This is a genomic window from Planococcus sp. MB-3u-03, assembly GCF_002833405.1.
GTDB lineage: Bacteria > Bacillota > Bacilli > Bacillales_A > Planococcaceae > Planococcus.
In genome coordinates this window covers 778,403-805,224 of the sequence record NZ_CP025135.1, presented here as the reverse complement: position 1 = coordinate 805,224, position 26,822 = coordinate 778,403, and the positions used below count along the sequence as shown (strand labels likewise).

Sequence of the window (26,822 nt, the reverse complement as noted above, 5' to 3'; positions counted from 1 at the left end):
AATGGAATCTTTGATCATCATCCTAGTCGGTGTGCTTAGCACTGTCGCTTTCTATCTTCTGTTATCCCGGAACATCGTCCGTGTTATTTTGGGCACGGCGATTCTGTCACACGCAGCACATCTAATGATTTTGGCGATGGGCGGCTTGAAGATCGGCTCTGCGCCTCTGCTCGGCGAAGAAGCAGAAACTTACGTCGATGCCTTGCCACAGGCTTTGATACTTACCGCCATTGTCATTAGCTTTGCTGTTACCGCCTTTATCCTGGTGCTTGCTTACCGGGCCTATCAAGAACTCGGGACAGACGATCTGGAAGAGATGAGAGGTACCGACAATGAATAATATTATTTTAATTCCCATGATCCTGCCCATTTTGGCAGGAGTTTTGTTGATATTTTTGCGCACATACGGAAGGCTCCAAGCGTGGACAAGCATCGCAGTGATGGCTGTCGTTGCAGCTGCTGCCGTTTATCTTTTGAATGCCATTCAAACTGACGGCATCTTGCGGATTGATTTTGGCGGATGGACGCCGCCTTTTGGCATCTCTTTTGTAGCAGATTCGTTTGCTGTCCTGCTCGTTTTGACATCATCTGTGGTGACAGTCATTTGCCTGCTTCATGCTCTCGTTTCGACGGATAAGGAATTGGTGACGATGTATTTTTATCCGACCGTCCTGTTTTTGATTGCCGGCATCAACGGCTCGTTTTTGAGCGGTGATATCTTCAATTTGTTCGTTTGTTTTGAAGTCATGCTTTTGTCGTCATATATTTTGCTCACTTTAGGCGGTTCCAAACGCCAGCTGCGGGAAGCCATTAAGTATGTTTCGATCAATATCGTTTCTTCCTGGTTCTTTCTCATCGCCATTGCTTATTTATATGGTGCAGTTGGAACTTTAAACTTTGCCCATTTGTCGGTTCGTGTTGCCGAAAATGGCCAAGAGCCTTTGTTGACCACGATCAGCATTGTGTTCTTGATCGTTTTTAGTTTAAAAGCCGGGCTGTTGCTGTACTTTTGGCTGCCCGGTTCTTATAGCAGCCCGCCTGTTGTGACTTCGGCATTATTTGGCGCTCTCCTGACCAAAGTCGGTATTTACGCCATGTTCCGCATGTTCACGCTGGTGTTCTATCATGAACCTGAGACGACCCATAACATCATTGCCGTTATGGCAGTGCTGACCTTAATTGGCGGCAGCATCGGCGCCATCGCCCATAACGACATCCGGCAAATTGCCGCCTATAACGTAGTCATTGCGGTCGGCTTTATTTTGACGGGGCTTGCCATTGCCACCCCTGATGCTATCGAAGGGGCCATCTTCTATCTACTGCACGATATGGTAGTAAAAGCACTGTTGTTCTTGCTGATCGGCACGATTATTTTATTGACAGGCACCGCCCAAATCGGCAAAATGAGCGGCATTATCCAAAACTATCCGATTCTCGGCTGGTCGTTTTTCATTGCCATGCTCTCGCTTGCCGGGATTCCGCCGCTCAGCGGATTTGTCGGCAAAGTCCTTCTTTCTCAGGGCGCAATCGATTCGGGCTCCTATATCCTATTGGCCATAGCGCTCGGCTCAAGCCTGTTCGTGCTGTACTCCTTGCTAAAGATTTTTAAAAATTGCTTTTGGGGCGAGACAATTGTCAGCAAAGACGACCAAGTCCCGCTGCGCCGCGGTTTTTTAGTTCCTTGCTTATTGCTTGTTGCCCTCACTATCGGTATTGGCCTCGGCGCGGAAGGTCTGTCGGATTATGTATCTGATGCTGCCGATACGCTCCTCAATCCGCAGGTTTACATCGATGCCGTGCTAACCGAGGATTTCCAATAAATCCGGACGCTTGAAAGGAGTGATTGCTTTTGCCCGCCCAGTTTCTGTTGAATATAATGATCGGCTTATTATGGACCTTGTTAATGGACGAGACTGCATTTTATTTCTCGACCTTTTTAACAGGCTATTTAATTGGCCTCGGCATTATCTTTTTAATGCACCGCTTTTTTGGCACCAAGTTCTACTTAATCCGTGTCTATTCCACACTTAAACTGCTGCTGATTTTCATTCGTGAACTGTTCCAGTCAAGCATCTCCATCATGAAACAAATCCTTAGCCCAAAATTGGATATTAAGCCTGGGATTTTCACTTATGAACATAATATGGAAGGCGATTACGAACTGACGACCTTAGCTTTGTTGCTGACTCTCACGCCTGGTTCCGTGATTCTCGAAGTCTCGCCGGACAATAAAGTATTTTATATCCATGCGATGGATGTGGAAAAATCACGTGAATCCCTGCTCAGTTCCATCAAAACTTTCGAAACAGCCATTATGGAGGTGACGCGAAATTGATCGATATTATCTTGACCATCGCCCTTAGCCTATTCGTGCTTGCCATCTTGTTGGCGCTCTACCGCATCATACGCGGCCCTTCAATGCCAGACCGGGTTGTCGCACTTGATATGATTGGCGTTAACTTGATATCCGCCGTTGCCGTGTTTTCGGTGTTCTTAAAAACTCACGTCTTTTTAGAAGTCATCCTGGTCGTAGGCATTTTGGCGTTCATCAGCACCATTGCCTTAGCCCGGTTTGTGGAAAGGGGCGATATCGTTGAACATAAGCATGATCAGTGAATATATAGGCGTTTTCCTTATTTTGGCGGGCAGCGTGATGGCCGTCATTAGCGCCATCGGCATTTTGCGTTTTCCAGACGCTTATACCCGTTCGCATGCCGCGACGAAAAGTGCTACGCTGGCCGTTCTCCTATCGCTCATTGGCGCATTTATTTTCTTTTGGGCAAGCGAGAATTTCATTAGCGTGCGTTTGCTGCTCGGAATTGTTTTCGTCTTTTTGACTGCCCCTGTCTCTGGCCACTTGATCATGCGTGCGGCCTATCGCTCGAATGTGAAACTGACAAGCATCTCGACAGAAGACGCCTTGGCCGAAGCGCTGAATAAAAAGAATACGATCGAACAAAAGAAGGGTGAAACTGCCCTTCTTTTTATTGGAATTTTAAGTTCTGGAACTGTTTTGAAATATTACAGTTGACTTTCTATAATTAAAGTTATATGGTTATACACAAGTATATAACCATATTACCCAATCACCCAAGGAGGTGTTTTCATGGTCAACTCAACTGATTCAGCGAAACCTTTATTTTTGCAGATCCGCGAATTGATCGAAGACCAAATCGTCAACGATCAATTAAAAGAAGGCGACCAAGCCCCATCAACGAATCAATTGGTCAATTTCTACAAAATCAATCACGCAACCGTCTCAAAAGGCATCACACAGCTTGTCGACGAAGGCATACTATTTAAAAAGCGAGGGATTGGCATGTTTGTAGCAGAAGGCGCAAAGAAAACTTTAGTCCAGCAGCGGAAAAAGGCATTTGTCGATAATTACGTCACCGGGCTCGTGCAGGAAGCGGAAAAACTCGGCATTACGGAACAAGAAATCATCGAATTGATCAAATCCACGAAAGGGCGTGATGCATGATGGCAGCCTCAGTCCAACTCAATCACGTAACATTGAAATTCAAAAAGTTTGAAGCCTTGAAAGACGTGTCACTGACATTGGAAGCGGGCAAAATCCATGGCCTCATCGGCCGAAACGGCGCCGGCAAGACCTCTTTGCTGTCGTTGATTGCCGCTTTCCGCGAACCCACTGCTGGCGAAGTATTTGTCGACGGCTCCACGGTGTTCGAGAATCCAGAGAAGATGGAGCAAGTGGCGTTCGTCTATGACAAAGACTATAAAGAAGAAACCGAAAAAGCGAAGAAGTTAATTGCACTCGCCTCCCACTACCGCCCCCATTTTGACATGGGCTATGCAGAACAATTGATCGAGCGTTTCAAACTTCCGGTCAATAAACCCGTCAATAAGTTATCGAAAGGCATGCAGTCTGCGTTGAATGTTGTCATCGGCCTTGCCAGCCGCGCGCCAATCACTATATTCGATGAAGCCTATCTTGGCATGGACGCGCCGTCACGTGAAATCTTCTATAAAGAAATCTTACAGGACCAAGAAGATCATCCGCGAACCTTTATCCTATCGACCCATTTAGTATCGGAGATGGATTATTTGTTCGACAACGTCGTTATCATCGATCAAGGCACCGTATTATTGCATGAACCGTATGAAACCATCGAAGCACACGGGGTATCTGTTACCGGTGCCGCACAGGAAGTCGATATCTTTACTGCAGGCATGAAACAGTTGAACGAACAGCAATTAGGCGGCACGAAATCCGTTATGATTTATGGAAATCTCGGTGACGCTAAACGCCAAGAAGCGCGTGCGCAAGGACTCGAGATTGGCCCAGTATCACTTCAAGATCTATTTATCCATTTAACCGAGGAGGCGAATTAATATGACATCCCCGCGCTATAGAAGAGTTGCAGCCGCTGTCTTTTCCGATATGTTCAAATGGAGTTTGTGGTTTTTCTCTATCCTTTTTGTGATTCATTTAGTAAGAGTATTTTGGCTGAATGGCGACACCAATCAAATTGAAGGTTTCTTCGTCTTTTCCCAGTATTCCGTGAATATTTTCATGTTGGTGGTCGGCATTATGTCCGCTTATGTATTCATGAGCCGCCACATCCAGCAAGGCGTCAGCCGCAAAGATTCATACCTCGGCACTGCCCTGGCAGCACTCGCGTTGTCTGCATTTGCTACCTTGGTTCCGCTCGCCGTCAACGGTCTTCAACATTTGCTTGCTGAAACGATTTCATTGCCTGTCGAGTTGGATACGGTCTCTGCTTTCGAGACGACAGGCGGCTGGTTTGCCGCTGCAATTGCGCTATTCCTGAACACCTTGACTTTCTTTTTAGCCGGCTGGGTCATCAGCATCGGCTATTACCGCTTTGGCTGGATCGCCGGCTTCGGCTTTATCGCCTTATCGTTCGTCATCTTCGGCCTAAATGATTATCTATGGAAGCCTAACACGGCCGATGCCATGGAATGGTTGCCATATAATCCGCTCGAAGCGAATTTTTGGCTGACAGCACTCGGATCGTCCGTCCTGATTCTGCTTCTTTTCTCGCTGATGCGGTTGCTGACCAAACGCGTCACAATCAAAATGTAAATTCCACCGAAGCCTTGCCCTCCATGCGGCAAGGCTTTTGCATGCCCGGTTAATGGCACGGCACCATATACGCCTTCTTCGCTATGGTATGATGTCTACAGAAATTATCCACAAGGAGACTGCCACATGTTTCTACAAAAGACACCCGAGAAACGCCGCTGGAACGATGAACCGGGCCGTGCGCTTTCATTAAAAACCAAAATGGTCGCCTTGATTGCGCTGTTGATCGCAGCGGTCCTCTTGGTGATCGGCTTGTTTTCGAATTATTTTGTGCGCACCGTGACAGAAGACCAGCTCGGAGAACAAGCGCTCAGTGTCGCGGAAGCCATCGCCCTCAACTCTGATATCATCGAGGCATTCGATGCACCGGACCCGGCAGCCGTCATCCAGCCGCTCGTCGCCCCCGTACAGCAAGCAACCGAAGCGGAATTCATCGTGGTGGGGAACCGCGAAGAAATTCGCTATTCCCATCCGAATCCCGAACAGATCGGCGGGCGGATGGTCGGCGAAGACAACGAACGGGCTCTTAATGAAGGACAATCCTATGTCTCGAAAGCGGCCGGCACACTTGGCGATTCGCTGCGCGCGAAAGTGCCCATCTATTCCGACGGGCAAATCATCGGCGTCGTCTCGGTCGGCTTTCTTTCGACCGACGTCCAAAGCTTGATCGGCGATTATACGCAAGAAGTCTGGCTTATGCTGCTCACCATTGGAGCTGTCGCTTTCTTGATGGCAATCGCCATTGCTTCCTATATCAAGCGCAAGCTTCACGGCCTTGAGCCCGAAGAGATTGCCCATCTGCTATTCCAAAAAGAAACCATTCTGCAATCAACCCACGAAGGCATCATCGCGGTCAATCGCCTGGGGCACATCACATTGCTCAATCACCAGGCCAAGCAATTATTGTTCGGCAATGAGAAAGACGAACAGTCATTGATCGGCCAACCGGTCACCGAAGTGCTGCCTTCTTCCGATCTGCCTGAAATTTTGGCGCATGGCACCAGCCATTTCGACCAGGAACGGCTTTACGGCGAGCATCCGGTCTATGTCAACTCAAGCCCGATCCATTTTGAAGGGGCGCTGGTCGGGGCGGTTTCGACTTTCCGCTACAAAACGGAAATCGACCAGCTGGCAAAAGAACTTGCCCAAGTAAGGCAATACGCCAATGCGCTGCGCGCCCAAACTCATGAATTTTCGAATAAACTGTACACGATTTCCGGATTGCTCCATTTGGACAAAAGAAAAGACGCCCTGGAATTCATCCGGACCGAACACCATATCCAGCTCGAATGGTCGCGTCAATTGATCGGCAAAGTGAAAGATCCGCTCATCAGCGGCTTATTGCTCGGCAAGATCCATCAAGCACGTGAACAGCAAGTGCAGCTATCGATTGGCGAGGACAGCAGCCTCCAGCAAGCTGTCCCCGAACCGCAGCGTCAAGCCCTCTTGACCGCGATCGGCAACTTGCTCGACAATGCTTTTGAAGCCGTCAAACAACAGCCGGTATCGGAGCGGCTCGTTTCACTGACATTTACCGATATCGGGGATGACATCATTTTTGAAATCGACGATTCCGGTCCCGGGATTTCCGAGGCAATTACAAGTGACATCTTTAATGAAGGCATTTCGTCAAAAAGTGCTGCTGGACGCGGTTTCGGCTTAAGTACGACGAATCGCCTCGCCAAAGCGGCGGGCGGCGAAGTGCTGATCGAAGAAAGTGAACTCGGAGGCGCTTGTTTTGTGCTGACTCTACCGAAAGAAGGAATTCAACCATGAACGCAACTCTTCACATCCTGATTATCGAAGACGATTTCCGCGTGGCGGGCATCAACGCCGAACTGGCCGGACAAGTCACTGGCTATGAAGCTGCTTTGATCGCCAAAACAGGCGACGAAGCCATGGCTTTTTTAGAGAAGGCATCTCCACTTCCCGATGTAATCCTGCTTGATGTTTTTATTCCGGACCGCTCGGGGCTGGAACTGTTTTGGGATATCCGCCGACAGTATCCTCAAATCGCCATCATCATGGTGACTGCCGCCAATGAAATTGAAACGATTGCAGCAACCGTTCGCGGCGGGGCGTTCGATTATTTATTGAAACCTGTCGACTTCGAGCGGTTCGCGCAAGCCTTGGAACGCTTCCGCGATCAGCGGCTGGTCCTCTCTGCCTCATTGGACTGGCAGCAAAGCGACCTCGATCGCCTGTTCGGCGTGTCCGCTCCACAAGCGGCTCAAACAGAAGACAATGGCGAAGAACTTCCGAAAGGCATCGACCAATTGACTTTGGACGGCGTCCGCGACTTTTTGAACGCTTCTTCACCTGAAGGGGCCAATGCCATGGAGGCCGGCAAGGCGGTCGGCATCAGCCGCTCCACCGCCAGGCGCTACCTGGAGCATCTAGTCGCAAGTAATGAAGCGAAAGCGCAATTGAATTATGGGGAAATCGGCCGCCCTGAACGCCGCTACGTCCCGTGGACAAAATGAACAAAACCCCCAAAACGCTCTTTAGTCGTCTTAAGTGAATAATCTTATTTTTCAAATCCCTCTGTGATAAGTTGTTATTTATAACTTGAACCGGGGGATTTATTTTTTGCGCCAAGATGTATGCGTTTACAAAATGATCCTCCGCGCTATTTTGCACCTAGGGGGAATCCAGTATGTTAAGCATTATTGCCTTATTTACAATCATCATCATTGTGGCACTTCTTATCAGCAATAAAATCACGCCGATCGTCGCACTTGTGCTCGTGCCGATTGTGGCTGCCTTTGTCGCGGGCTTCAGCTTTGCGGAAATCGGCGACTTCTTCAATAGCGGCGTCGAATCGGTCATCAGCGTCGTCATCATGTTCATCTTCGCCATTCTTTTCTTCGGCATCATGCAAGATGTCGGTTTGTTCGATCCGTTGATCAATAAAATGATCGCTGTCTCTAAAGGAAACGTCATCGCTGTCGCAGTCGGCACCGTCGTCATCGCTGCGGTCGCACAACTCGACGGATCCGGCGCTTCCACTTTCCTGATCACCATACCAGCACTGCTTCCGCTTTATAAGCGTTTGAAAATGAATCCTTATCTCCTGCTATTGCTGGTCGGTACTTCGGCGAGCATCATGAATATGCTGCCGTGGGCTGGACCGCTCGGCCGCACCGCTGCCGTTCTTGGCATGGACGTAACCGAATTATGGCGCCCGCTGATCAAAGTCCAAGTGATCGGGCTCATCCTGTTGATCGCCCTGGCCGTCTTGCTCGCGATGCGCGAAAAGCGCCTCATCGCAAGACGCGGTGATTTCAATAAAGAAATCTTCGAAGAAGCAGACCCACTCGATGTGACGGCTCAAGATGAAAAGTCACAAAAAGCTGCGGCCCTGCGCCGGCCGAAGCTCTTATGGGCAAATACCATCTTGGCGCTGGCCGTCATCGGTGTGCTCGTATGGGGCGTCATTCCAGCAGGCCTTGCCTTCATGATCGGCGTCAGCATCGCCTTGCCGCTCAACTACCCGGACATGAAAGACCAAATGGACCGCATCAAAGACCATGCGCCGAACGCGCTTCTTATGGCTGCGATCATCTTGGCTGCCGGTTCATTCCTCGGCATCCTGGAAGGCACTTTGATGCTCGACTCGATCGCCAGTGATTTGGTCACGATCCTGCCGGCATTCGTCATTCCTTACCTGCACTTGATCATCGGATTCTTCGGCGTGCCGTTCGATCTATTGCTCAGCACCGACGCTTATTATTTCGCCTTGTTCCCGATTGTCGAGCAAGTCGTTACAGGCGCAGGCGTGTCATCGCTGACGGCTGCTTACGCCATGATCATCGGCAATATCATCGGCACGTTCGTCAGCCCCTTCTCACCCGCCCTCTGGCTCGCACTTGGCCTGGCGGGGCTCGAGATGGGCCGCCATATCCGCTACTCGCTTCCGATTATGTGGGGCTTCAGCATCGTCTTGCTCGCCGTCTCCGTATTGGTCGGCGTCGTCTAATAAAAAAATGCCAGGAAAGAGGGGACTCTCTTTCCTGGCATTTTTTCATTGTTTAACGAATCGCACCGTGCGGCAAAATGGCGTGCACCCCTTTGACGCCGTTGACAATCTGTGTGACGTGCAGGTCGACAGCGACACTCGCGAGCGCCATCGCTTCCGTTTTTGATAGCGAATGAAACTGCTGGATCAAGCCGACCATTTCGTCGAGAGCCGTTGCTGCGGCTTCGTTCAAGTCTTCATCAAAACCGAATGTCACCCAGCCGGCGGGCGTTTTAGCTTTCGGCATGGCAAGTTCCATTTCTTCATGGAGCACGACCGTCAAATTGACGAGATCCATCGGGCATTCGATCGCCGTTCCCGAATTCTCACCGTCGCCTTGCACAGCATGGCCATCGCCGAACGACAACAGCGCCCCTTCGACTTCGACCGGCAAAAATAGCGAGCTGCCTGCGACCAGTTCCTTGCAATCGATATTGCCGCCCGTCCGGTACGGCGGCGAGGTGCGGTGCGTTCCCGCCTCTCCAGGCGCCAGGCCGATGAGCCCGAGAAACGGCGATAAGGCGACGCTGAATTCCTTGCCGGACAATGTGCAGTTGCCGCTTATCTGCTCACGATCCAGCGTCCAGTCCACTTGGAGGCGTTCGCTGTCCGCGATGCCGAGCTTTTCGTTTTGCCAAGCCGGCGTACCGCCCGCCCAATTGCGCCCGTACCAGCCAGACACATTTTGGTTAATGCGCACTTCGAGCACCATTCCAGGCTTTGCGCCTTCAATGGCAATCGGGCCGATGAGCGGATGGCCGAGCTGTTCTTCGTTTTCGCGCGAACTGTAAATGACCCGTTCTTCATCCTGATGCGCTGAGTAGCCCCATTGGATATCCGGTGTCCGCGTTTCGATCGTATCGCCCGATTGGACTGTCAAAATGGGGCTGTATTCTTTATTGAACGAAGAATGGAGATTTTCGGACTTGAGCTCAATTGTGTGATTCATGTGCTTCCCCTTCCGTACATACGGTTTCTTTGATTATGGCGAAAAATAAAACTTCCTTTAAGATGAAAAAGCCTGCCGATGATCCGGCAGGCTTTCTGCTTATGCACTGCGTTTCCGGAACGCGCGTCTTTCGGCGTATATGGCGCATTGCGCACAGACGACGACCGCTTCATCGCGGTCGTTGTAATATTTCCGCGGCTGTCGTACTTTTTGTTTGCACACCGCGCATTTCTTCTTAAAAAACGAGAACATCTGCTGTCGCTCCTTTAATCTTAGATTCAAGGTTCATTTATTGTTTCATAGTAAAAAGCATAAGTGAACTAACGAGCATCCATAGTTGCAGCGCACCGATATTGAACCGTTCGACAAGACCGAAATACGGCCAGCCCTGGGCGAAAAAGATCGCGGTCGTTCCGCCGGCAATCAGGATGAACACGCCTGTTGCGATGGAATACTGTCCGTATACTTTGAAATTGCGATCTTTTCTCAACCCGATCCCGATCAAAAGCGGCGCCAGGATCGTCAGCGGAACGATCAAGGCCGTGACTGCCAAATGCATCATGCCGGTAAAGCTCAACGGCGCTCCCTGGGCATCTTGCGGAAACAAGCCGTAGGTGATCGACACGAGATGCATTGCCAGAAAAACCAGCATGCCCACACGTGAAACTTTCGGCGCAAAGCGTTTGAATACGATATAGGCACTCGCCGCAAACACAATCGAACAGATACCGTACAAAATCGTAATAGCGGTCAGTATCCTTCGGTCCGGCGCCCCTTGAGCCGTCAAATCGCTGATCGGCTGATGCAGATGGCTATACCCTTCCCACAGCCAGCCGCCAAGCAGGACGTGGAAAACGTAGAAAAACACAGCGATTGCTCCGAAAATCGTCAGTTTCTGTGCCATGCCGACCAGCTCCTTTTCAGGTTTTGCAACAGTTATCTCCGGTTCGACGACGATGATGTTTGATTATCGCCATTATCTCTCTTTTGAAAGATTTTGCCAATGCAATGGGCCAATAACTAAATAAAATCTCCATTTAAACTAAAAGATGCCCCGGACCGAAAAACGGTTCAGGGCATCTTTTCTCTTATTCTGTCGAATCCACGGATTGCTGGTAAGAATAATCCGCCGTGTCGACTGGCGTGAAGCCGTTCGGTGTGTAGAATCTCAATAAGTCGCCATTGACGACTTCATCCGATAGCTGCAATTCATATCGTCCGTGCTGCTTCAAGGTCTCGGCTTGTTCGATTTGCTGTTCTTCTTCGAGCGGCAAGCCGGTTTCCGGATCGTAGAACGCTTCTCCGATGGAATAGACATCAGGGCTGACGTAATCGCCGTTACGGAACGCGACGAGTTCTTCATGTTCTTCCGACAATAGATCGGTTCCCAAATGTACGTAATTCTGTGTTTCCACTCCGAGCAGATGCATCACGGTCGGCAATAAGTCGATCTGGCCGCCGTACGTATCGTTGATGCCGCCGTCCATGCCAGGCACATGGATAAACAATGGCACGCGCTGAAGCTTGGCGTTCTCTACTGGCGTGATATCTTTTGACAACACTTCAGACATGGCTTCATTATGGTTGTCGGAAATGCCGTAATGGTCGCCATACATGACGATCATCGTATTATCTGCAAGACCGGACGCTTCAAGCTGTTCGAAAAATTGCTTGATTGCTTCATCTGCATAACGTGCCGTCTGGAAATAATTATCGACGCTCGCATCGCCTGTCGTCCCTTTTTCGATGGTCGCCAGTTGCTGGTCCATTTTATAAGGGAAATGATGCGCCACGGTGATGAATTTCGTATAGAACGGCTCCGGCAGCGATTCCAAAAGCGGTGCTGACTGCTCAAAGAATGGCTTGTCCATCAGGCCGTATTCTGCCATATCGGCTTCAGTCGTATTCGGGTATGATTCGATATCGAAGAAATGATCATAGCCGAAAGACTTGTAGATTTCGGAGCGATTCCAGAACGTTCCGTTATTGCCGTGGAATACAGCCGACGTATAGCCTTTCTCTTTCAAGATGGCTGGAGCCGATTGATACGTATTCTGGCCTTTCGTAATGAACGCGGATCCTTTCGGCAAGCCGAACAGGGAGTTTTCCAACATGAATTCCGCATCCGAAGTTTTGCCTTGCGCCGTCTGATGGAAGAAGTTATCGAAGTACATCGTATTCGGGTCATCCATCATCGAATTCAGGAATGGCGTGACTTCTTCGCCGTTCAGTTCATAATCCATCAGGAAGGTTTGGAACGATTCCAGATGCAAATAGACGACGTTCATGCCTTCCGCTGCACCGAAATATTCTTCATTGGGGCTGGCGTAATTGGATTTCGTGTAATTCAATACTTCCGTATTGTCATCGCTGTCCGCCATGACCCGCTGGGAAGAAGCTTTCAAGGTCTCCGCCGTGTCATATAGGGCGTAATTGTACATCCCTAAATATTTGACGATGTACGCGCGGTCAAAGCCGCGTGTCAATAGATCGGGACGGTCCGATTCTGCGAGCGACAAATTAAAGAGGGAAATCAATAAAGCTGCCGCGATCAAAGGCAATGCCATTCTCTTTTTGATGATGCGCATGTCTTTTTCCGTCCGCTTGGAAATCATCCATGCACCGAGAAGCAAGACGTCCACAAAGAACAGGAAATCCATCGGTTGAATCAAGGTCAGGACACTGCCGCCCAAATCACCGAAGTTCTGTGTTTGGAACAAAGTCGGCAAAGTAATGAAATCACTGAAGAACCGGTAATAGACGACATTGGCATACAACAGGATCGACATGCCGAGATAAATAACAAGCAGCGCCCAATATTTCCGCGCTCCTTTGAAAAACAGCGAGAAACTCAATAATAACAGCGCCGAGCCTAAAGGGTTGATCGCCAGCAGAAATTCCTGTAACGACCCTTCAACTTCCAGCGTGAATTGGGTTTTTTGCGAGATATAAGTCTTCGCCCACAACATGACAACTGCCACGAGAAATAAGGGCATGTAGTTATTCATTTTCATTTTATTTTTCATTTTTCATTACACCTTTTCATCATCGATTATCTGAAAGCAGTCTAGCGTACCTGTCTTTAAAGAAACAAACTCTATTGTACTCCCATTTTCCGGAAATTCAAAGTTTGAAGCGGCTTTTCAGGAAGGTTCCGCAGTTTTCATCGCTTCGCGCCATTCGACAAGTTCCTGTTCTTCGATCTGCTTTTCGAGCAACTCATCCCATGCGCCGAGCCGCGTGTTCCAGACACGGGCGTAGAAGAGATCCTGTTTTTGATCATATAATTGAAACTCGATGCACGGAATGTATTCCCTGCCAAGTTCTTCACAAGATGAAATGTCCGCGACAATCACTTGATAGCCATCTTCTGCGCTGTTTTTTTCTTCCGTTAACAGCTCATGGATGCGCCCCGTATCAGCACTTCGACTAAACGCATAGCGGTAGGGAGGCAAGTTCTTTCCATTTTCTTCAAGCGCTTCTTCCGACAAGCTATAGGCGTTGTGTGCAGCACTAAAGGAAACGATGTCTTCTCCGTCTTCCATCGCTTCTTCGAAAATGCCTTTCTCCAAATAGCCATGGCCTTTGTCGGTCAGCCGGTAGCCTTTTGCGTCGAGGCGGATTAGCTGCGTGCTGTGCATTTTATCGATCAAATCGCGGATGAACAGCTCTTCGACAAACAGCATCTCAGCGAGCGCTGCAGGGCGGCGGATGTCTGCTTCTTGAAATGCCAGCAGCAGCATCTTCATCAAAATGTCCATTTTGAGCCGCTTGACGCGGGCAAACGACACTTCATAAGAAATCAGCGGCAAATGCCACGAAAGTTCTTTAATGATCGTCACGTCTTTGTTGGACGCCAATTCTGCGCGCAGCTTATTGTTCAGTTTGTCCACTTGCTCACCCCTTCTGCAACACTTTTACGCCTTGTTTTTGTTCGGCCACATCGAGCACATGCTGATACATCCGTTTCGTCTGTTCTTTTTTCGCACACTTCGTGAACATCGCGGAACTGCCGACCATCACGAGTAATTGCTTGGCGCGCGACAACGCTACGTTCAATCGGCGGTAATCTTTCGCGAAGCCGATATCGCCACGGTCGTTGTGATTATTGCGGACCATGCTCAGGAGGATAATCTCCATTTCGCTGCCTTGAATCGGTCGACCGTGCCGGTGCGGAGCAATAAATGCGGCAAGCGCAATTCCTGGTCGATCATGCGCTGCAGCCGCTTCACTTGTTCGCCGTAGAACGAAATGACGCCGACCGTTTTCAGCTCGTCCGCCGGGATCCGCCCGGACGCCTTCGCTTCGGCCACCGCATCGTTAAGTTCCACCAGCAGGCGGCTGATCTCCTCGAGCTCCGACGGGTTGTACAGGCTTTTCCCGCCGCTCATGCGCTCCTCGAAATACGCCGGTTCGTTCGGCAAATCGAGCCACATGAGATGGTTGTTGCGTTTGACCGACGCCGACTCAAGGAAATGGTCGCGTTCTTTGTCTGAATCAGCCAAGCCACATTGCAATTGCACATTCTCGTCTTTGTAGAACGGCGAGATGGTTTCCATGATGTCCTCGTGCATGCGGTACTGAATGGCGAGCATCGTCTTATTGGTTTCTGGCAAGTTTTTATACAAGCGTTCGAACAACGATTCTTCGAGCAGTTTTTCGAGTTCGCGCTTTTCTTCAAAGCCGCTGCCCTCTTTGATCATTTCTTCCAAAGTCTCTTCCAAGGTATCGTTGCCAAGTAGTGGCGGCAATTGGTGGTGATCCCCGACCAAAATGACTTTTTTGCCTTTGAGCATCGGCAATAATAGTTCAGGAGGCGTCGCTTTCGACACTTCGTCGACGATAACGACATCGAATACCGGATAATTGTCCTGGAAATCCTTGCGCGCTGATGCCACGCAAGTCGTCCCGATGACATTGGCGTGTTTGATGTACAGCTTGCGGATTTCATCCAAATCGTGCTCGTTCGCCGACTCGAGCAGCCCGATCCACTGCTTCTGCACCGATTGCAATAAGGGGAAATTTTTCTGCTCTTGCTTGAGCGATTCCACATCGAATGACAAACTGGCGAGTTGTTTCGCGGTTTCTTCGTATGCCGCTTCCGGATCCGTTGAAAGAATGGCTTCCAAAGCTTGCAGTTCCTGCTCTTTCTCTGTTAGACGCCGCATCGCCACGTCAAGTTGCGCTGCAATCTCCACGATTCGCTGTTCGGCTTTCTCAAATGCTGTTTGTTCAGCGAGCAAACGGGCTTGTTGCTGTTCCAAATCTGCTGCCGCTTGAACGGAATCCGCTTGGTCTTTCCGGAGCTGAGTCAATTGTGTTTGATGATTGGCGATGGCCTGTTCGATATCTTCCGGCACATCGATCGAGACGGATAAACTGGCTACTCGCCGTTCGATGCGTGAAAGTTCTTCCCGCTGCCGTTCCGCTTGTTCCAGCCCCCGTTCGTCCAAGTCCAAGTAGCGCTGTCTTTGCTTTTCGAGTTCCATGCACAGCGCTTTTTTCAATTGGCCAAATGCACGTTGCGAGTCTTCTATATAAACATCGGCGGCTTTTAGCATCGCGCCTCTTCGCCATACATCGTTCTGGCGTTTGTATAAGCCGCTCAGCGCTTTCGCGAGAACGCTCGAATCGATGTGCTGCGAATTTTTCAACAACCCGCGCAGCTTTTCCAAAAACTCATCGATATTGGCCGAGGTGAATGATTCCGCTTGCGACAAGGCGCGTTCTTTCACTTGCGCCGCATCGATGCCAGAACCCCCCAGCACTTTTTCGACATAGCCTATTGCTGAAGTGACGCTCGTATTATAGGCTTCGAGTTTTTTGCGCTCCGTTATCTTGTCGCGAATCATGTCTAGTTTGCTGAGTGAGAAAGTGATCGCCGGCACTTCTTCGATCTGTTGTTCATTCATCACATCAAGCAAATTGCCGACTTTCTTCATGTCTTCGACTGCTTCAAGCACAGCTTGCTTTTCCTGAGCTCTCGCCATCACTTCGTCGCGTTTTTCTTCAATCAACCCCATCTCGCGGCGGAGTGCTGACAGCTGTTCGGTCAGCTGAGTGGACTCGTGTACGCGTTCGAGTTGCTCGATGGTTTCGGCTATGTGCTGCTGTTGTTGTTCGAACCATTCGGGCCCATGCCCGCTATTGATCAAACTTTGCGTTTTGTCGATTGCCGTTTGCAGGGCGTCCATTTTCTCTTGGATGCTTTGCTTGCGGCTTGTTGCTTGCCGCTGTTCGAGCTCGAATGCCCCTGTTTTGTTTTGCAATGGTTCGATGGCGGACTGCAATTCGCGCTGTTTCGCTTGGGCTGCTTTTTTATCTTCCACGGCTTGCTTCCATTTCTCAAAAACCGGCTGCAATTCTACATAGGCCTGTTCCGTTTCTTCAAGCTTTTGGGCGACTTCTTTTTCGCGGGCTTTGCGCTCCTCGAACTGCGCCGTGATTTCTTTTAAGGTATGGTCTTTCCAATACTGGCCGACATTTTCTTCGATGAATTTCTGGCCGTCTTCTTCGATGCTTTCGGTGCGCCCGACACGCAAGATGCGGATGTCTTTATGGGCAAGCAAACGCCCGAGCGCATTGTCGACTGCCAGATTCGACTGGGAAGCGACGAGTGTACGCAAGCCTTTTTTCGCATTTTGCAGACAGATCTCTGAAATGACTGTCGTCTTGCCGGTTCCGGGAGGCCCTTGAATAACGTAGAGATCTTCCGCTGACATCGCCCCTGTCACAGCTTGCTGCTGGAATTCATTCAAGCGGTTGTGGAACTCGAGTTTCGGCATTTCCTTTAGTGGTGCCACATTCGGACGCTCCTCAAATAATAGGCGATCGAGCTGGGGATTGACCGCAAGGCCTTTCTCGAGATTGGTGAAGCCTTGGCGCAATCTTCGGATTTGGCTGAGTGCCGCGAAATTGCTAAAAACGACTTCCCTTTTTGGAAGGGCATGCGCTTTTTCGCGCAGCTGCTTGATAATGTATGGATTCAATTCGATGTCGATCGCCCGGTTCTTCGTCTTGAGGACACTGCCGACATCGCCGTCGATTCCCGTCAAGCGGACGCTCAAATTACGCAGGTTTTTCCATTCTTTGTCGTCCATGCGGCAGCCTGTCAAGGTGATGCGGCTGAAATCGTGGCTGAACGCCAGATTCGAATAGCCCGTCTTGATATCCGGAATATCCATGCCCTGTTCTTGGATTTTCAAATAACCTTCCCAGCTCGAGATGCGCTTTTCACGTAATCCGATCGCTCTTTCGCTGGCGTCATCCGGTTGATCAAATTCATGAACGCCACCGGCACCGGATCGCGCGAATTGTTGAACTGAATCGATTCCTCGCGTTGCCAATTGGTGCCGAGCGCCTGGTATGCTTTACGTAAAGTCACATTGGTCACCAATAGCTGATGATTGGCAAACACGCAGTGAAGGACAGCCAATTGCCCATTTGCCTGATCCGTCAGCCGCTCTGTCTGTTCTGCACTGAACAGCAGCGCAACCGAAAGAGAGCCATCCGCCGTCGACGGATAGCGTTCAAGAAATACCTGAAACGGTTTGTCCGCCATAAAAAATGAGCGTTCGCTGATGCCGAACCCTCTCATCTTTTCCGATGCGGTTTTAGTTAAACGTATAGACGTCTGGTATGTTTTTGTCTGGGTTGCCATTGTGTCATCACCTGTTCTGCCAAACTGAAAAAAGCCGAATAGCCCGGCTGGTTTCTTCGAGTTTTCGCTGTCGATCGTATCTTCTAATCATATCACCTGCAGGGCCCTTATGTTTTCTGAACTTATGTATTTTAAAGGAAACCATTCTTTTGCCTCACACAATTTCGCTCGTTGTAGAACTTGAAACTTTATTGCGTAAAAAGCGTAAACCATAAAAAGGAGATGAAGAATATGAAGCACACAGAAAAGAAATGCCCAGATTGCGGAGGGAATTCGTTTGTCCAAGCGACGGATTTCGTCAACTTGCGCCCATTGAATAAGAAAATGTCTTTCGGTTCGGAACGGGTCTTCACGGTTTGCCTCGACTGCGGTGAAGTCGTTTCCATCAAAGTGAAAGAGACGCAAAAGCTTTTGCCCTGAGCTTTCATGGTTAATTGAACACATAAAAAAACCTGCGGCTCCCCGGCTGGTTCAAGGCCGGCCATCGAGTGCACAGGTATTTTCGGATATTTTACCCTTCATTTCAGTTCATTGCGCGGTATAGCCCCCATCGACCAGGATGGTGGTGCCGGTCGTGAAGTCATTTTCACTGAGGAAAATGATCGCATGGGCGATTTCCTCCGCGTTGCCGAGACGGCCGATCGGATGCTTGCTGACCAGCTGTCCGTAAAACTCTTCGCCGAGCGCTTCACGGCTAACCATGCCGGATTCGACATAGCCCGGCGCAACAGCGTTGACGCGGATATTATGCTTAGCATATTGGAGCGCTAATGATTTCGTCATGAGGTTGACCGCGCCTTTTGATGCATTATAGGCAAACGCCGCCCCTTCTCCGACGCTTCCGAGTATTGAGGAAGTGTTGATGATGGCGCCGCCTCCATTGTTCATCATGTGGCGGATTGCGTGCTTCGCGCCGAAGAAAATGCTGTCCTGATTGACCGCAATGACTTTATGGTAATCTTCATAGCTCAGCTCATGGGTTTCCGTCAATGCGCCGATGCCGGCATTGCTTACAAGCAAATCAATGGTGCCGAACTGATCGATCGCAAAATCGATCATGCTCTTCACCGACTCCTCGTTTGCCACATCCACTTTAATGAATAAGATGTCGCCATCGTTCTTCAAGCTCTCTTCTGCCTGTTTACCGCCTTCTTCATTAAAGTCGGCAATGACCACTTTTGCGCCTTTTGCCAAATATGCTTTTGCTGCTGCAAACCCGATTCCGGAAGCCCCGCCTGTCACCACTGCCACTTTGCCTGCCAAATCCATCCCAATCGCCTCCAATTCCAAATTTTGTATCACGCTCATCTTATCAGAATTATCCATTAATTAATAAGTTATTTCGGCGGCTTTTCTTCCAGTTCCCCCATTAAATTATAAATTTTCCGGACAGTGTTGACGTTGCGGACGGTGACCAGCTTGTACAGCTTGGTCCCGACGATTTTCGCCATTCCGCTTTTTGTCACCTGCCCCCGGTCGACCGACCAAAGAATAGCCCCTGGCACGTATTGCACGCGGTCAATGTCTGGTTTCAAAGGCAATTGTTTCAACACACGTTCATCATCGGCTTGGTCCCACAAAAACAATACATCGCTTTTCAAGCGTTCATCATTGGTCCATTCCGGCGGGACCGCTTGTGCAATGCGGCTGAATTCGTCAAATGAATAAACGAGCACCTTGATGCGCAGCCCGAAATGTTCAAAAATCGCCTCTTCCAAAACAAGCGTCACTTGTTCTTTATTGCGAGCGTCCTTAAAGACGATATTCCCTGAGTTGATATAGGTTTTGACTGACGACATGCCTGCTTGTTCGAATGTCTCTTTCAATTCCTTCATATTGATTTTATTATTGCCGCCGACATTGATTCCGCGAAGCAGCGCTGCATAGATCATGGACCTCTCCTCCTTTTGGTAAATAGTGGGTCAACAAATGGAGCTGGTCTTCATGTTATCTATTTTTTCAGAATCCTAATTTTTGACGGGGTTCTTACATAAGGCGTACAGTAAAGACAATTACACGAAGGAGGAGTTCTTAGATGAATGATATTCCATTAATCGTGACAACAGACTGGCTAGCCGAACATTTGGATGACTCCGATTTGCGGATTGTGGATGCGACGGTATTCATGAAATTTCCTGAAGCCGGTGGGCCGCCGGAAGTCGAATCCGGCAAAGAGTCTTTTGCCCAAGGCCATATTCCTGGAGCGGTGTATGCTGATTTGCTCGGGGAATTGACGGACAGCGAATCAGATCTGCCGTTTACGGTCCCGCCGCGCGACGCATTTATCGACAAAATGACCGAGCTCGGCATCGGTGACGGCACCCGTACCGTCGTCTATGACCAAAACGCACTCGTCGGCGAATCAGTCGCCGCTTCTTACTGGGCATCGCGCCTGGCATGGCAAATGCGTTATGAAGGGTTCGACCAAATCGCCATTCTAGAAGGCGGCTTGCAGAAATGGCAGGCAGAAGGCCGCGAATTATCGACAACCCCAGCGTCCTATCCAAAAGCCAGCTTCTCAGGGCAGCGGCGCAGCGATATGCTCGCCACGAAAGAAGACGTCCGAAAAGCCATCGAAGACGAACAGACCATCCTCATCGACAGCCTGTCGCCGGAAGAATACCAGGGCAGCCACATCCCGAGCAGCCAAAACGTCTTTTTTGGCGTTCATGCAGACGAACAGTCGAAAGCATTATACGATGATGAAAAACTGCGTGCTGCGTTTGAGCAGACCGGCGCGCTCGACCCCACCAAAAAAGTCATCACCTATTGCGGTGGCGGCATCGCGGCAACGTGGAACGCCTTGCTGCTGAATAAACTCGGGCAACCGAATGTCGCGGTATACGACGGATCGATGAACGAATGGACAAGCGACCCGTCCTGCCCGGTGATCAAAAGCGAAACTCGCTAATACAAGAAAACTCCCGGCCAAATTCAGTGGCCGGGAGTTTTTTTTCGCCCGCCCGAATTGAAGACTTTGACACAAGCGATGCTTAAGTCATTTTGTTCTTCCGTTTCAGCAACTTTTTCTTTTTCTTTTCGGAAACCAAAGGCTTCGGCGCTGGATTGTAATCATCGGCATACATGCCGGTATAGGATTGATACCATTTGAATAAATGCACGAGAACTACTTTGAGAACTGCATAGGCCGGTATCCCGATGATGACGCCGGGCAAACCGAATAAGCTCCCAGCTGTCAGCAGCACGGCGATGATCGTCACCGGATGGATATTCAAGCTGCTTCCGAGAACTAGCGGCTGCACAACGCGCCCTTCCAACGTCTGTTCGATAATGAACACAATCAGCACTTTCAAAAGCATGAGCGGTGGATGCAGTACGATGGCGATGATGATGATCGGAATGACTGCGATAAAAGTCCCGAGAAATGGAATCAAATTCAAGGCACCCGCCAAAATCCCAAGCGTCAATGCATACTCCAGGCCGATGATGCTCAAGCCGATCCAGAACATCAGCCCGACAAAAAATGCGACGAGCAGCTGGCCGCGGATATACTGGCTGATCTGCATATTCATTTCGCGCAGCAAGCGGTAGGTCTGTTCCCGCATATGCGAAGGCACAAATTTCATAATATGATACGGCAGATGATGGCCGTCCTTCAATAAATAGAACAAGATAAAAGGCGTCGTGATCAAGGCCAAGACGGTCGTCGTTACGATGCCGAATACATTGCCGATGCCGCTCACTGTTGAACGCCGACTTGATCAGTAATCGTGGCCGTGATGCCACCTTCTTCCCCGGTTAATTGTTCCTGCAGCCCTGCCAAAAACTCACTTTCAAAAAATGTATCGATTTTGGCGATAAAGCTGGCTAAATAATCTTGCCAGTTTTCCAGCAAGCTCAGTGATTGTTCGCGGATTACCGGGATCAACGCCGTAACGCCCCATGCGAGCAAGCCGAGAATCACTACGAAGACAATCGCAATGCCGCCGATCCTGTTGATTTTTTTCGTTTCCATCCAATCAATCAGCGGGATCAGTAAATAATACAACACCCCGGCCATGATCAGCGGCAGCCCCATGACGCTGATCAATGCAAATAGCGGCGCGAAAATGAAGCTGATCCTCGGTAGCAGCAGGATGTTTACTTGGATCAATAACAGAATGACCAATACGGATACCGCTTTATTGTTCAGCACCCACCTCACGAACCACGAAGCGGCAAGGCTGAACGCCGTTTTGTTCTTTTCCGGCTCCATCGAACCCACCCTCTCCAAAAATACAATTGGTTTGGCATTTCCCAGACAAGGTGCGCCGGCAGCAGTGGCAAAGTTTCTAATTATAGGTAAAATACCCCTTAGCCTTCTTTTTAACACTGCTCAACCCGTTGATGGTAAAAACTTTTTTCATGCAAAAAGCCCTCCAGCACATACCGGAGAGCTTTCTGGTTCTTTATTTTTTAAAACGCCAGACGAATTCATTCAGACGCTCCAAAGTATCGATGTGTTCATTGCAGGTTTCGCTGTTTTGGCAAATATAATTGCCGCGCTTGATGAACTGATCCTGAGTGGATCCTTTCGTTTTAGCGATGAACATGCCGACCTCACTGTGACGGTTGCAAATCGAGCAGATGCCTTGTTTCGAACTGCGTGTGAAGCTGCCATGGATTCCCTGCAACTGCCCGTCTTGTTCCGTTACCAAGTACATCACATTCGAACTTTCGATCCAGCCCAAATAAGATATACGCTTAAAGTCCAGTGACTCAAGCTTCGGCCCTTTCAACTTTTTCGCTTTCGAAACAGCTTTTCAATCCCACAGGCGACACTTGTTTAAACGGTACAAGATAAGCTTCCAACTTCTCCAAATAAGCATCGGTTTGCGCTTGATCTGCAATATCGGTCAATTGCCCAAGCAGCGATGACTGTTCTTCAGTAACTGATGGAAACAAGCCGGAAACCTTTTCCTGCGCCAAATGCCTCAGGACATCCACCACTTCGCGGTCGTTGCTCGACGCCTTGCCATTGACCAGGATTTTCGCCTGGTTTTTGATAAAGTTAAACTGGTCATTGCGGATGAATGCTTCCACCCGTCTACCGGCGATGTTGTTCTCAGCACGGTTCTGTTCTGTTTGCGTCATTGTAAGACACTCCTTATAAAGTAGATTCTTTTATTTAATAAGGAAGCCGTGTGCTGAAATGACGCGTGATGGGCGATTCAATTCTTGCTTGCCCCACACAAAGGATCGCCATTCCATACAGGCTTTGCGTGAGTCGTTCCTGACGCTGACAATTGATTACGGATTGTCATCTGATATCACCCCTTTCGCTGCAATTTTTCTAATCTCAAATTAAACTATTGAATTGCCTATGCCTTGCTGGAGTAGGCTAATTGATGATCGACGAACACTTTGCACTCGATCGTAAAAAAACCGCCGACAGTGGCTTTCAAGTCTTTTATGCCTTCGGAGGTTTTCAGTTTGCCGTTCAACTCACCGCCAAAACTGAGCCCCAGATTTTCATCCTGCAATTGGCCGTCCACGAATAATTTTTCGCCTTCAAACCATCGATTTTCAATGACGATATGTCGGCCTTCATGTGTGAATTCAAAGCTTTTCTTCATTTAAGCCCTCCTTGGGAAATTCAACTTATCTTCCACTATCACCCATTTCTGCTTTAAGTTTATCATAATAGTCCGTCAATAAAAAACAGCATCCCATTAGAAGCGGATGCTGTTTAATCTGTGATTTCAATTATTTATTTGGCTTGTTGAAATCGACGGTATCGTTTAGTTCACCGTCATTATCATCTACGGAATCTTTGCTCGTCAGCTTCTGCGCAAACTTCTTCACGGTTTTCAGCGTATTGCCCGACTCCCAATATTCTGCAGTTTCCGGCGTCACTTTGATCAGCACGACGTTCGGGTCGTCGTAGCTGGTCTCCAGCATTTTATCGAAGATCGGGTTCCAATATTTCTTCTTGCGCTCCAGGTCTTCCATAAATTCAGCCGTCCCGCTGATGGAGACGTAGGATTTTCCGGCATATGCCAAATTAACGATTGGATTCGATGCAATCTCGTCGTATTTATCCGTATCTTTCAAAGTAACGAACCACAAATCGCCATCGAATTCGGTTTCCTGCGTTTGCATCGGCCGCGACACGGGCTTGCCGTCCACGACTGTCGTCATCATCGCAACCTTAATATCCTTGATAAGATCTTTGACTGTTTCCACTGCTTCTTCATGTGTATGCTGTTGTGCCATCTTCTTTCTCCTCCATTCAACTAGTAACCTGCGATTAATTAATTACAGTCTCTTAGTTTCCCGCAATCAATTGTTGTTAAACTTTGGAATAAATCCCTGAAAAAGTATGCGCTTTATCCAGTCTTAAACATGCCGGGATTTACGTATTCGCCTTTCTTGCTTTCCATTTTCCCAGCACCGCTTGTTCCTTATCGTCATCAAGCCCTGCTATACGCTCCAAAGCTTCATGCCTGAGCTCCCATTCACGCGTATCACGGATCGTTTCTGAAAGCGGGCGGAACGTGAGCCCTGTCTCAAGCGCTTTATCGATATCAAGCGACAGGAAGCCTTCCATCTGCTCGCTATCCGGTATCCATAAAGGCAGCTCCATCCAATAGCCGACCTCATTTTCAAGGAGGAACGCTTCATCCACCCACACAAATTCCGCATCGCTCTTCAATGCTCTTTTGCATTCACCGAGAAGTGCTTCCATCGTCAAGGCCGATTCGAGCCCCGCCGCATTGAAGATGCCGTTGTTCTGTTGTTCGACCATGCGGATGATCCATTCCGCCAAATCCCGGACGTCGATAAATTGGATGCGTTTATCTTTACGGCCGGGCGCTAGCACTTTACCGCCCTTCGCCACGCGATTGACCCAATAGCTGAATCGGCCCGTGAAATCGTATGGCCCGACAATCAGCCCCGGGCGTACGATGAGGCTGCGCCCGGGAAATTGCTGCTCCACTTCCTGTTCGCATAAGAATTTCAGTTCGCCGTAGTATTCATTAGCGGGCGGATTGGTCATCCCTTTCGTCATCTCTTCCGCATCCGACAGAGACATCTGGCCGACGGGATGATACTCGTCGATTCCTGGGCTTTCCAATTCATCGTGAACAGAAGCGCTGGAGATAAAGGTGTAATGCCCAGCGCGATCTGCGAGAAGCTTCGCCGATTCACGGACCACGCGCGGCACAAACCCGCATGTATCGATGACTGCGTCCCACTTACCCTCTTCAAGTTCAGACAAATCGCCTCCACGGTCGCCGGTCAATTTCTCTACTTTTGGAAAAAGTTCAGGGTTTTCTTTTCCACGGTTAAATAATGTCACTTCATGCCCCCGCTTTAACGCCGACTCCGTGAGAAAGCGCCCTAAAAACCGGGTGCCGCCGAGAATCAGTATTTTCATTGCGATTCCTCCTGTCATGATTTTCATTGCCGGTATGTGCAGAATCTATTTCTTCGAGCATATTCGCTAAGGAACTTTTAAAGTCCTTCCTGCCCGCAGTTGATATTAGTTAGCACAACTTTATTTAATTTGAATTTTCTAATAACTTATTGCAATTTAGCTTTATTTCCTATATAATAGTAGTGCTTAATTTATCGAAAAACGAAGTCATTCTATTTCCTGTCCTGTTGCATTCACTTCATCCAGTTTGGAGAATTGGCGGTTGTTTAGCATCAGTTGTGATCGGCAAAAAGAGTTCCAGCATCGTTTTAACACCTATGAGGCGAAGAACGATTCGAACCTCATTTCCCGTACCCGGAGCACGAACGAGGAGGAGCATGGTATGTGGAATATCAAAAAAAGCATCTATATTGACCGGCCGATTGATGAAGTTTACCATTACGCAATCAACCCGAGCGATTGGTTCCAATGGTACGTCGGCCTTTCGGAACCCGAAAACCTGGTTGGCCAAGGAGAGACCAGCACGACCATGGACATGAAATACACGATGCTCGGAATGCATTTGCCGATTGAAGTTGAAGTCGTGGAAACGGCAAAAGATGGCAATGGATACTCATGGAGAGGCACTGTCAAAGGAGCGATCACGTCCGATCAATTCTGGACCTATATCCCGGAAGGAAAGGGCGTCGAAATCTCTTTGGACATGAATTATGAACTGCCTGGTAAATTGGTGGGCAAGGTCGCCAATAAACTCATCATCCAAAAATTGATGAACAATTCCATGGAGCAAACCTTGAACAATTTAAAAGCCGTCTGCGAAACGTCCGACACCTACAGCATGAATGCGGACTGAAACCCCGTTCGCCGATCCGCCAACTGATCTTGGCATTCGCCAATTTAAAACAGCTGCCCATTGGGATGGACAGCTGTTTTTTTTCGTGGCTGCAACATTGACGCGTATCCGCAGCGTTTCAATTATTAGTTCTTAATTTTTCGTTCAGCGACCAACTCGGCCTGGACGATATACCGATCCGGAGCATAGCCGATAAAGTCGAAAGGATAGCAAGTCGTCAAAGTGAGAGTAGATTCCTCTTTTTCGACTATGACTGTTCGATCGTCTTCGTGCGTAATCCACGTATCCGTGACCTCGTAGATAAAAATTTCATCGTCATATTGCACATGAAGCAAATCGGCCTTTTCAAGTTCGCCTAATCTAGTAAAGACCGTATCCCGATGGCCGCTTAGAACGGTATGTCCATAACCACCGGGCACCGTCGTTAAATCACTGACGAACATGCCGACGCCTTGAGTCAAGGTTGAAGGGTCCGTTCCCCAATAGATAGAATATTTTTGTTCAATCTTGGGGATGAGCAGTGTAGCGATATTCGCACCCGCCTCTTCTTGAATATCGCTTGTGAACACGGGAGTCGGCTCTTCGATGGAAGGCGGTGTAAAGATCATTTTCTTTTCCAGTGTGTGTGCCACTTCCGCTACTTTATCCGCTTCTTTTTCAGTGAAATCCTGCGCAGCTGTATGGCCGGTATTCCATTCCAAGAAATTCACTATGACAATACTTAAACCAATAAACAGGAGCACCAAGCCCAACCAACGCTTCATCTAGCATCACCTCGCAATAAAGAGGCTGCCCCAAAAGGTCATGATCATGACTTTCAAGGACAGTCCTTTTTTAGATTCGGATAAAGCGGCGGATATCCAATCCCGCTGCTCTTTTGTATGAGTGCTTAA

At 49.1% G+C, this 26,822-nt stretch carries 30 protein-coding genes and 1 pseudogene; 14 read left to right on the top strand and 17 right to left on the bottom strand.

Going from position 1 to position 26,822, the window contains the following annotated elements; all coding sequences use genetic code 11:
• Position 1 precedes the first annotated feature (1 nt).
• The 11 genes from CW734_RS05260 to CW734_RS05210 all read left to right on the top strand — a co-directional run bounded on the left by CW734_RS05260 (position 2) and on the right by CW734_RS05210 (position 9,047).
• Positions 2 to 340: a Na(+)/H(+) antiporter subunit C gene (locus tag CW734_RS05260; protein ID WP_101189737.1), complete on the top strand. Its 339-nt coding sequence runs from the start codon at positions 2 to 4 to the stop codon at positions 338 to 340.
• Positions 333 to 1,820 carry a Na+/H+ antiporter subunit D gene (locus tag CW734_RS05255; protein ID WP_101189736.1) on the top strand — a complete coding sequence of 496 codons (1,488 nt, stop codon included), beginning with the start codon at positions 333 to 335 and terminating at the stop codon, positions 1,818 to 1,820. Before CW734_RS05260 ends, CW734_RS05255 begins: the two co-directional genes overlap by 8 nt.
• A gap of 29 nt (positions 1,821 to 1,849) precedes the next feature.
• Positions 1,850 to 2,335, top strand: coding sequence for a Na+/H+ antiporter subunit E (locus CW734_RS05250; protein WP_101189735.1), 486 nt, complete (start codon positions 1,850 to 1,852; stop codon positions 2,333 to 2,335).
• Complete coding sequence (locus tag CW734_RS05245; protein WP_101189734.1) at positions 2,332 to 2,616, top strand: Na(+)/H(+) antiporter subunit F1; 285 nt, start codon at positions 2,332 to 2,334, stop codon at positions 2,614 to 2,616. Before CW734_RS05250 ends, CW734_RS05245 begins: the two co-directional genes overlap by 4 nt.
• Positions 2,594 to 3,031, top strand: coding sequence for a Na+/H+ antiporter subunit G (locus CW734_RS05240; RefSeq protein WP_101189733.1), 438 nt, complete (start codon positions 2,594 to 2,596; stop codon positions 3,029 to 3,031). The genes CW734_RS05245 and CW734_RS05240 overlap by 23 nt, the downstream gene beginning before the upstream one ends.
• A 75-nt stretch (positions 3,032 to 3,106) precedes the next feature.
• Entirely contained in the window at positions 3,107 to 3,481 is a 375-nt protein-coding gene (locus tag CW734_RS05235; RefSeq protein WP_101189732.1) for a GntR family transcriptional regulator, read from the top strand.
• Positions 3,481 to 4,353, top strand: a complete 873-nt coding sequence (locus tag CW734_RS05230; protein ID WP_101192145.1) for an ATP-binding cassette domain-containing protein — start codon at positions 3,481 to 3,483, stop codon at positions 4,351 to 4,353. Before CW734_RS05235 ends, CW734_RS05230 begins: the two co-directional genes overlap by 1 nt.
• 1 nt (position 4,354) lies before the next feature.
• Positions 4,355 to 5,068 carry a hypothetical protein gene (locus CW734_RS05225; RefSeq protein ID WP_101189731.1) on the top strand — a complete coding sequence of 238 codons (714 nt, stop codon included), beginning with the start codon at positions 4,355 to 4,357 and terminating at the stop codon, positions 5,066 to 5,068.
• 126 nt (positions 5,069 to 5,194) lie between these two features.
• Positions 5,195 to 6,844: an ATP-binding protein gene (locus tag CW734_RS05220; protein ID WP_101189730.1), complete on the top strand. Its 1,650-nt coding sequence runs from the start codon at positions 5,195 to 5,197 to the stop codon at positions 6,842 to 6,844.
• Positions 6,841 to 7,551, top strand: a complete 711-nt coding sequence (locus CW734_RS05215) for a response regulator (RefSeq protein ID WP_101189729.1) — start codon at positions 6,841 to 6,843, stop codon at positions 7,549 to 7,551. The genes CW734_RS05220 and CW734_RS05215 overlap by 4 nt, the downstream gene beginning before the upstream one ends.
• A 173-nt stretch (positions 7,552 to 7,724) precedes the next feature.
• On the top strand, positions 7,725 to 9,047 hold the full coding sequence (locus CW734_RS05210) for a CitMHS family transporter (RefSeq protein ID WP_101189728.1): 1,323 nt from the start codon (positions 7,725 to 7,727) through the stop codon (positions 9,045 to 9,047).
• Positions 9,048 to 9,099: 52 nt separating this feature from the next.
• On the opposite strand, the gene CW734_RS05205 is transcribed toward CW734_RS05210, so the two are convergent.
• From CW734_RS05205 to CW734_RS18660, 7 genes and pseudogenes are all read right to left on the bottom strand, one after another.
• Positions 9,100 to 10,035, bottom strand: coding sequence for an acetamidase/formamidase family protein (locus CW734_RS05205; RefSeq protein WP_101189727.1), 936 nt, complete (start codon positions 10,033 to 10,035; stop codon positions 9,100 to 9,102).
• A 99-nt stretch (positions 10,036 to 10,134) separates the two neighbouring features.
• The gene (locus CW734_RS19385) at positions 10,135 to 10,257 is read right to left on the bottom strand and encodes a hypothetical protein (RefSeq protein WP_269801494.1); all 123 of its coding nucleotides are present in this window, start codon (positions 10,255 to 10,257) and stop codon (positions 10,135 to 10,137) included.
• Between the two features lie 67 nt (positions 10,258 to 10,324).
• Positions 10,325 to 10,939 (bottom strand): DUF998 domain-containing protein, encoded by a 615-nt coding sequence (locus CW734_RS05200; protein WP_101189726.1) that lies wholly within the window; start codon positions 10,937 to 10,939, stop codon positions 10,325 to 10,327.
• A gap of 184 nt (positions 10,940 to 11,123) precedes the next feature.
• The gene (locus CW734_RS05195) at positions 11,124 to 13,061 is read right to left on the bottom strand and encodes a lipoteichoic acid synthase (RefSeq protein ID WP_101189725.1); all 1,938 of its coding nucleotides are present in this window, start codon (positions 13,059 to 13,061) and stop codon (positions 11,124 to 11,126) included.
• A 117-nt stretch (positions 13,062 to 13,178) separates the two neighbouring features.
• Positions 13,179 to 13,928, bottom strand: coding sequence for a hypothetical protein (locus tag CW734_RS05190; protein WP_101189724.1), 750 nt, complete (start codon positions 13,926 to 13,928; stop codon positions 13,179 to 13,181).
• A 4-nt stretch (positions 13,929 to 13,932) separates the two neighbouring features.
• Positions 13,933 to 16,757 (bottom strand): annotated as a pseudogene (locus tag CW734_RS05185) (DEAD/DEAH box helicase).
• A gap of 479 nt (positions 16,758 to 17,236) precedes the next feature.
• Positions 17,237 to 17,695: a hypothetical protein gene (locus tag CW734_RS18660; protein ID WP_232787164.1), complete on the bottom strand. Its 459-nt coding sequence runs from the start codon at positions 17,693 to 17,695 to the stop codon at positions 17,237 to 17,239.
• 231 nt (positions 17,696 to 17,926) lie between these two features.
• On the opposite strand from CW734_RS18660, the gene CW734_RS05180 reads away from it, so the two are divergent.
• Positions 17,927 to 18,115 carry a hypothetical protein gene (locus CW734_RS05180; protein WP_101189723.1) on the top strand — a complete coding sequence of 63 codons (189 nt, stop codon included), beginning with the start codon at positions 17,927 to 17,929 and terminating at the stop codon, positions 18,113 to 18,115.
• Between the two features lie 108 nt (positions 18,116 to 18,223).
• Here CW734_RS05180 and CW734_RS05175 read toward each other — a convergent pair whose 3' ends face one another.
• Entirely contained in the window at positions 18,224 to 18,964 is a 741-nt protein-coding gene (locus CW734_RS05175; RefSeq protein ID WP_101189722.1) for an SDR family NAD(P)-dependent oxidoreductase, read from the bottom strand.
• 68 nt (positions 18,965 to 19,032) lie between these two features.
• Positions 19,033 to 19,587, bottom strand: coding sequence for a DUF1697 domain-containing protein (locus tag CW734_RS05170; RefSeq protein WP_101189721.1), 555 nt, complete (start codon positions 19,585 to 19,587; stop codon positions 19,033 to 19,035).
• 143 nt (positions 19,588 to 19,730) lie between these two features.
• On the opposite strand from CW734_RS05170, the gene CW734_RS05165 reads away from it, so the two are divergent.
• Positions 19,731 to 20,606, top strand: a complete 876-nt coding sequence (locus CW734_RS05165) for a sulfurtransferase (RefSeq protein ID WP_101189720.1) — start codon at positions 19,731 to 19,733, stop codon at positions 20,604 to 20,606.
• An 82-nt stretch (positions 20,607 to 20,688) separates the two neighbouring features.
• On the opposite strand, the gene CW734_RS05160 is transcribed toward CW734_RS05165, so the two are convergent.
• From CW734_RS05160 to CW734_RS05140, 7 genes are all read right to left on the bottom strand, one after another.
• Complete coding sequence (locus tag CW734_RS05160) at positions 20,689 to 21,399, bottom strand: AI-2E family transporter (RefSeq protein ID WP_257968660.1); 711 nt, start codon at positions 21,397 to 21,399, stop codon at positions 20,689 to 20,691.
• Positions 21,396 to 21,911, bottom strand: a complete 516-nt coding sequence (locus CW734_RS19380) for an AI-2E family transporter (protein WP_257968659.1) — start codon at positions 21,909 to 21,911, stop codon at positions 21,396 to 21,398. The genes CW734_RS05160 and CW734_RS19380 overlap by 4 nt, the downstream gene beginning before the upstream one ends.
• A 193-nt stretch (positions 21,912 to 22,104) precedes the next feature.
• Positions 22,105 to 22,386: an FBP domain-containing protein gene (locus CW734_RS18655; protein ID WP_442956951.1), complete on the bottom strand. Its 282-nt coding sequence runs from the start codon at positions 22,384 to 22,386 to the stop codon at positions 22,105 to 22,107.
• A 28-nt stretch (positions 22,387 to 22,414) separates the two neighbouring features.
• Positions 22,415 to 22,789 carry a hypothetical protein gene (locus tag CW734_RS18650; RefSeq protein WP_232787162.1) on the bottom strand — a complete coding sequence of 125 codons (375 nt, stop codon included), beginning with the start codon at positions 22,787 to 22,789 and terminating at the stop codon, positions 22,415 to 22,417.
• A 227-nt stretch (positions 22,790 to 23,016) separates the two neighbouring features.
• The gene (locus tag CW734_RS05150) at positions 23,017 to 23,271 is read right to left on the bottom strand and encodes a hypothetical protein (protein ID WP_101189719.1); all 255 of its coding nucleotides are present in this window, start codon (positions 23,269 to 23,271) and stop codon (positions 23,017 to 23,019) included.
• Positions 23,272 to 23,401: 130 nt separating this feature from the next.
• Entirely contained in the window at positions 23,402 to 23,911 is a 510-nt protein-coding gene (locus CW734_RS05145; RefSeq protein WP_101189718.1) for a pyridoxamine 5'-phosphate oxidase family protein, read from the bottom strand.
• Positions 23,912 to 24,050: 139 nt separating this feature from the next.
• On the bottom strand, positions 24,051 to 25,076 hold the full coding sequence (locus tag CW734_RS05140; RefSeq protein ID WP_101189717.1) for an NAD-dependent epimerase/dehydratase family protein: 1,026 nt from the start codon (positions 25,074 to 25,076) through the stop codon (positions 24,051 to 24,053).
• A 382-nt stretch (positions 25,077 to 25,458) separates the two neighbouring features.
• On the opposite strand from CW734_RS05140, the gene CW734_RS05135 reads away from it, so the two are divergent.
• Positions 25,459 to 25,929, top strand: a complete 471-nt coding sequence (locus tag CW734_RS05135; protein WP_101189716.1) for an SRPBCC family protein — start codon at positions 25,459 to 25,461, stop codon at positions 25,927 to 25,929.
• A gap of 125 nt (positions 25,930 to 26,054) precedes the next feature.
• On the opposite strand, the gene CW734_RS05130 is transcribed toward CW734_RS05135, so the two are convergent.
• On the bottom strand, positions 26,055 to 26,693 hold the full coding sequence (locus tag CW734_RS05130; protein WP_101189715.1) for a class D sortase: 639 nt from the start codon (positions 26,691 to 26,693) through the stop codon (positions 26,055 to 26,057).
• Positions 26,694 to 26,822: the final 129 nt, after the last annotated feature.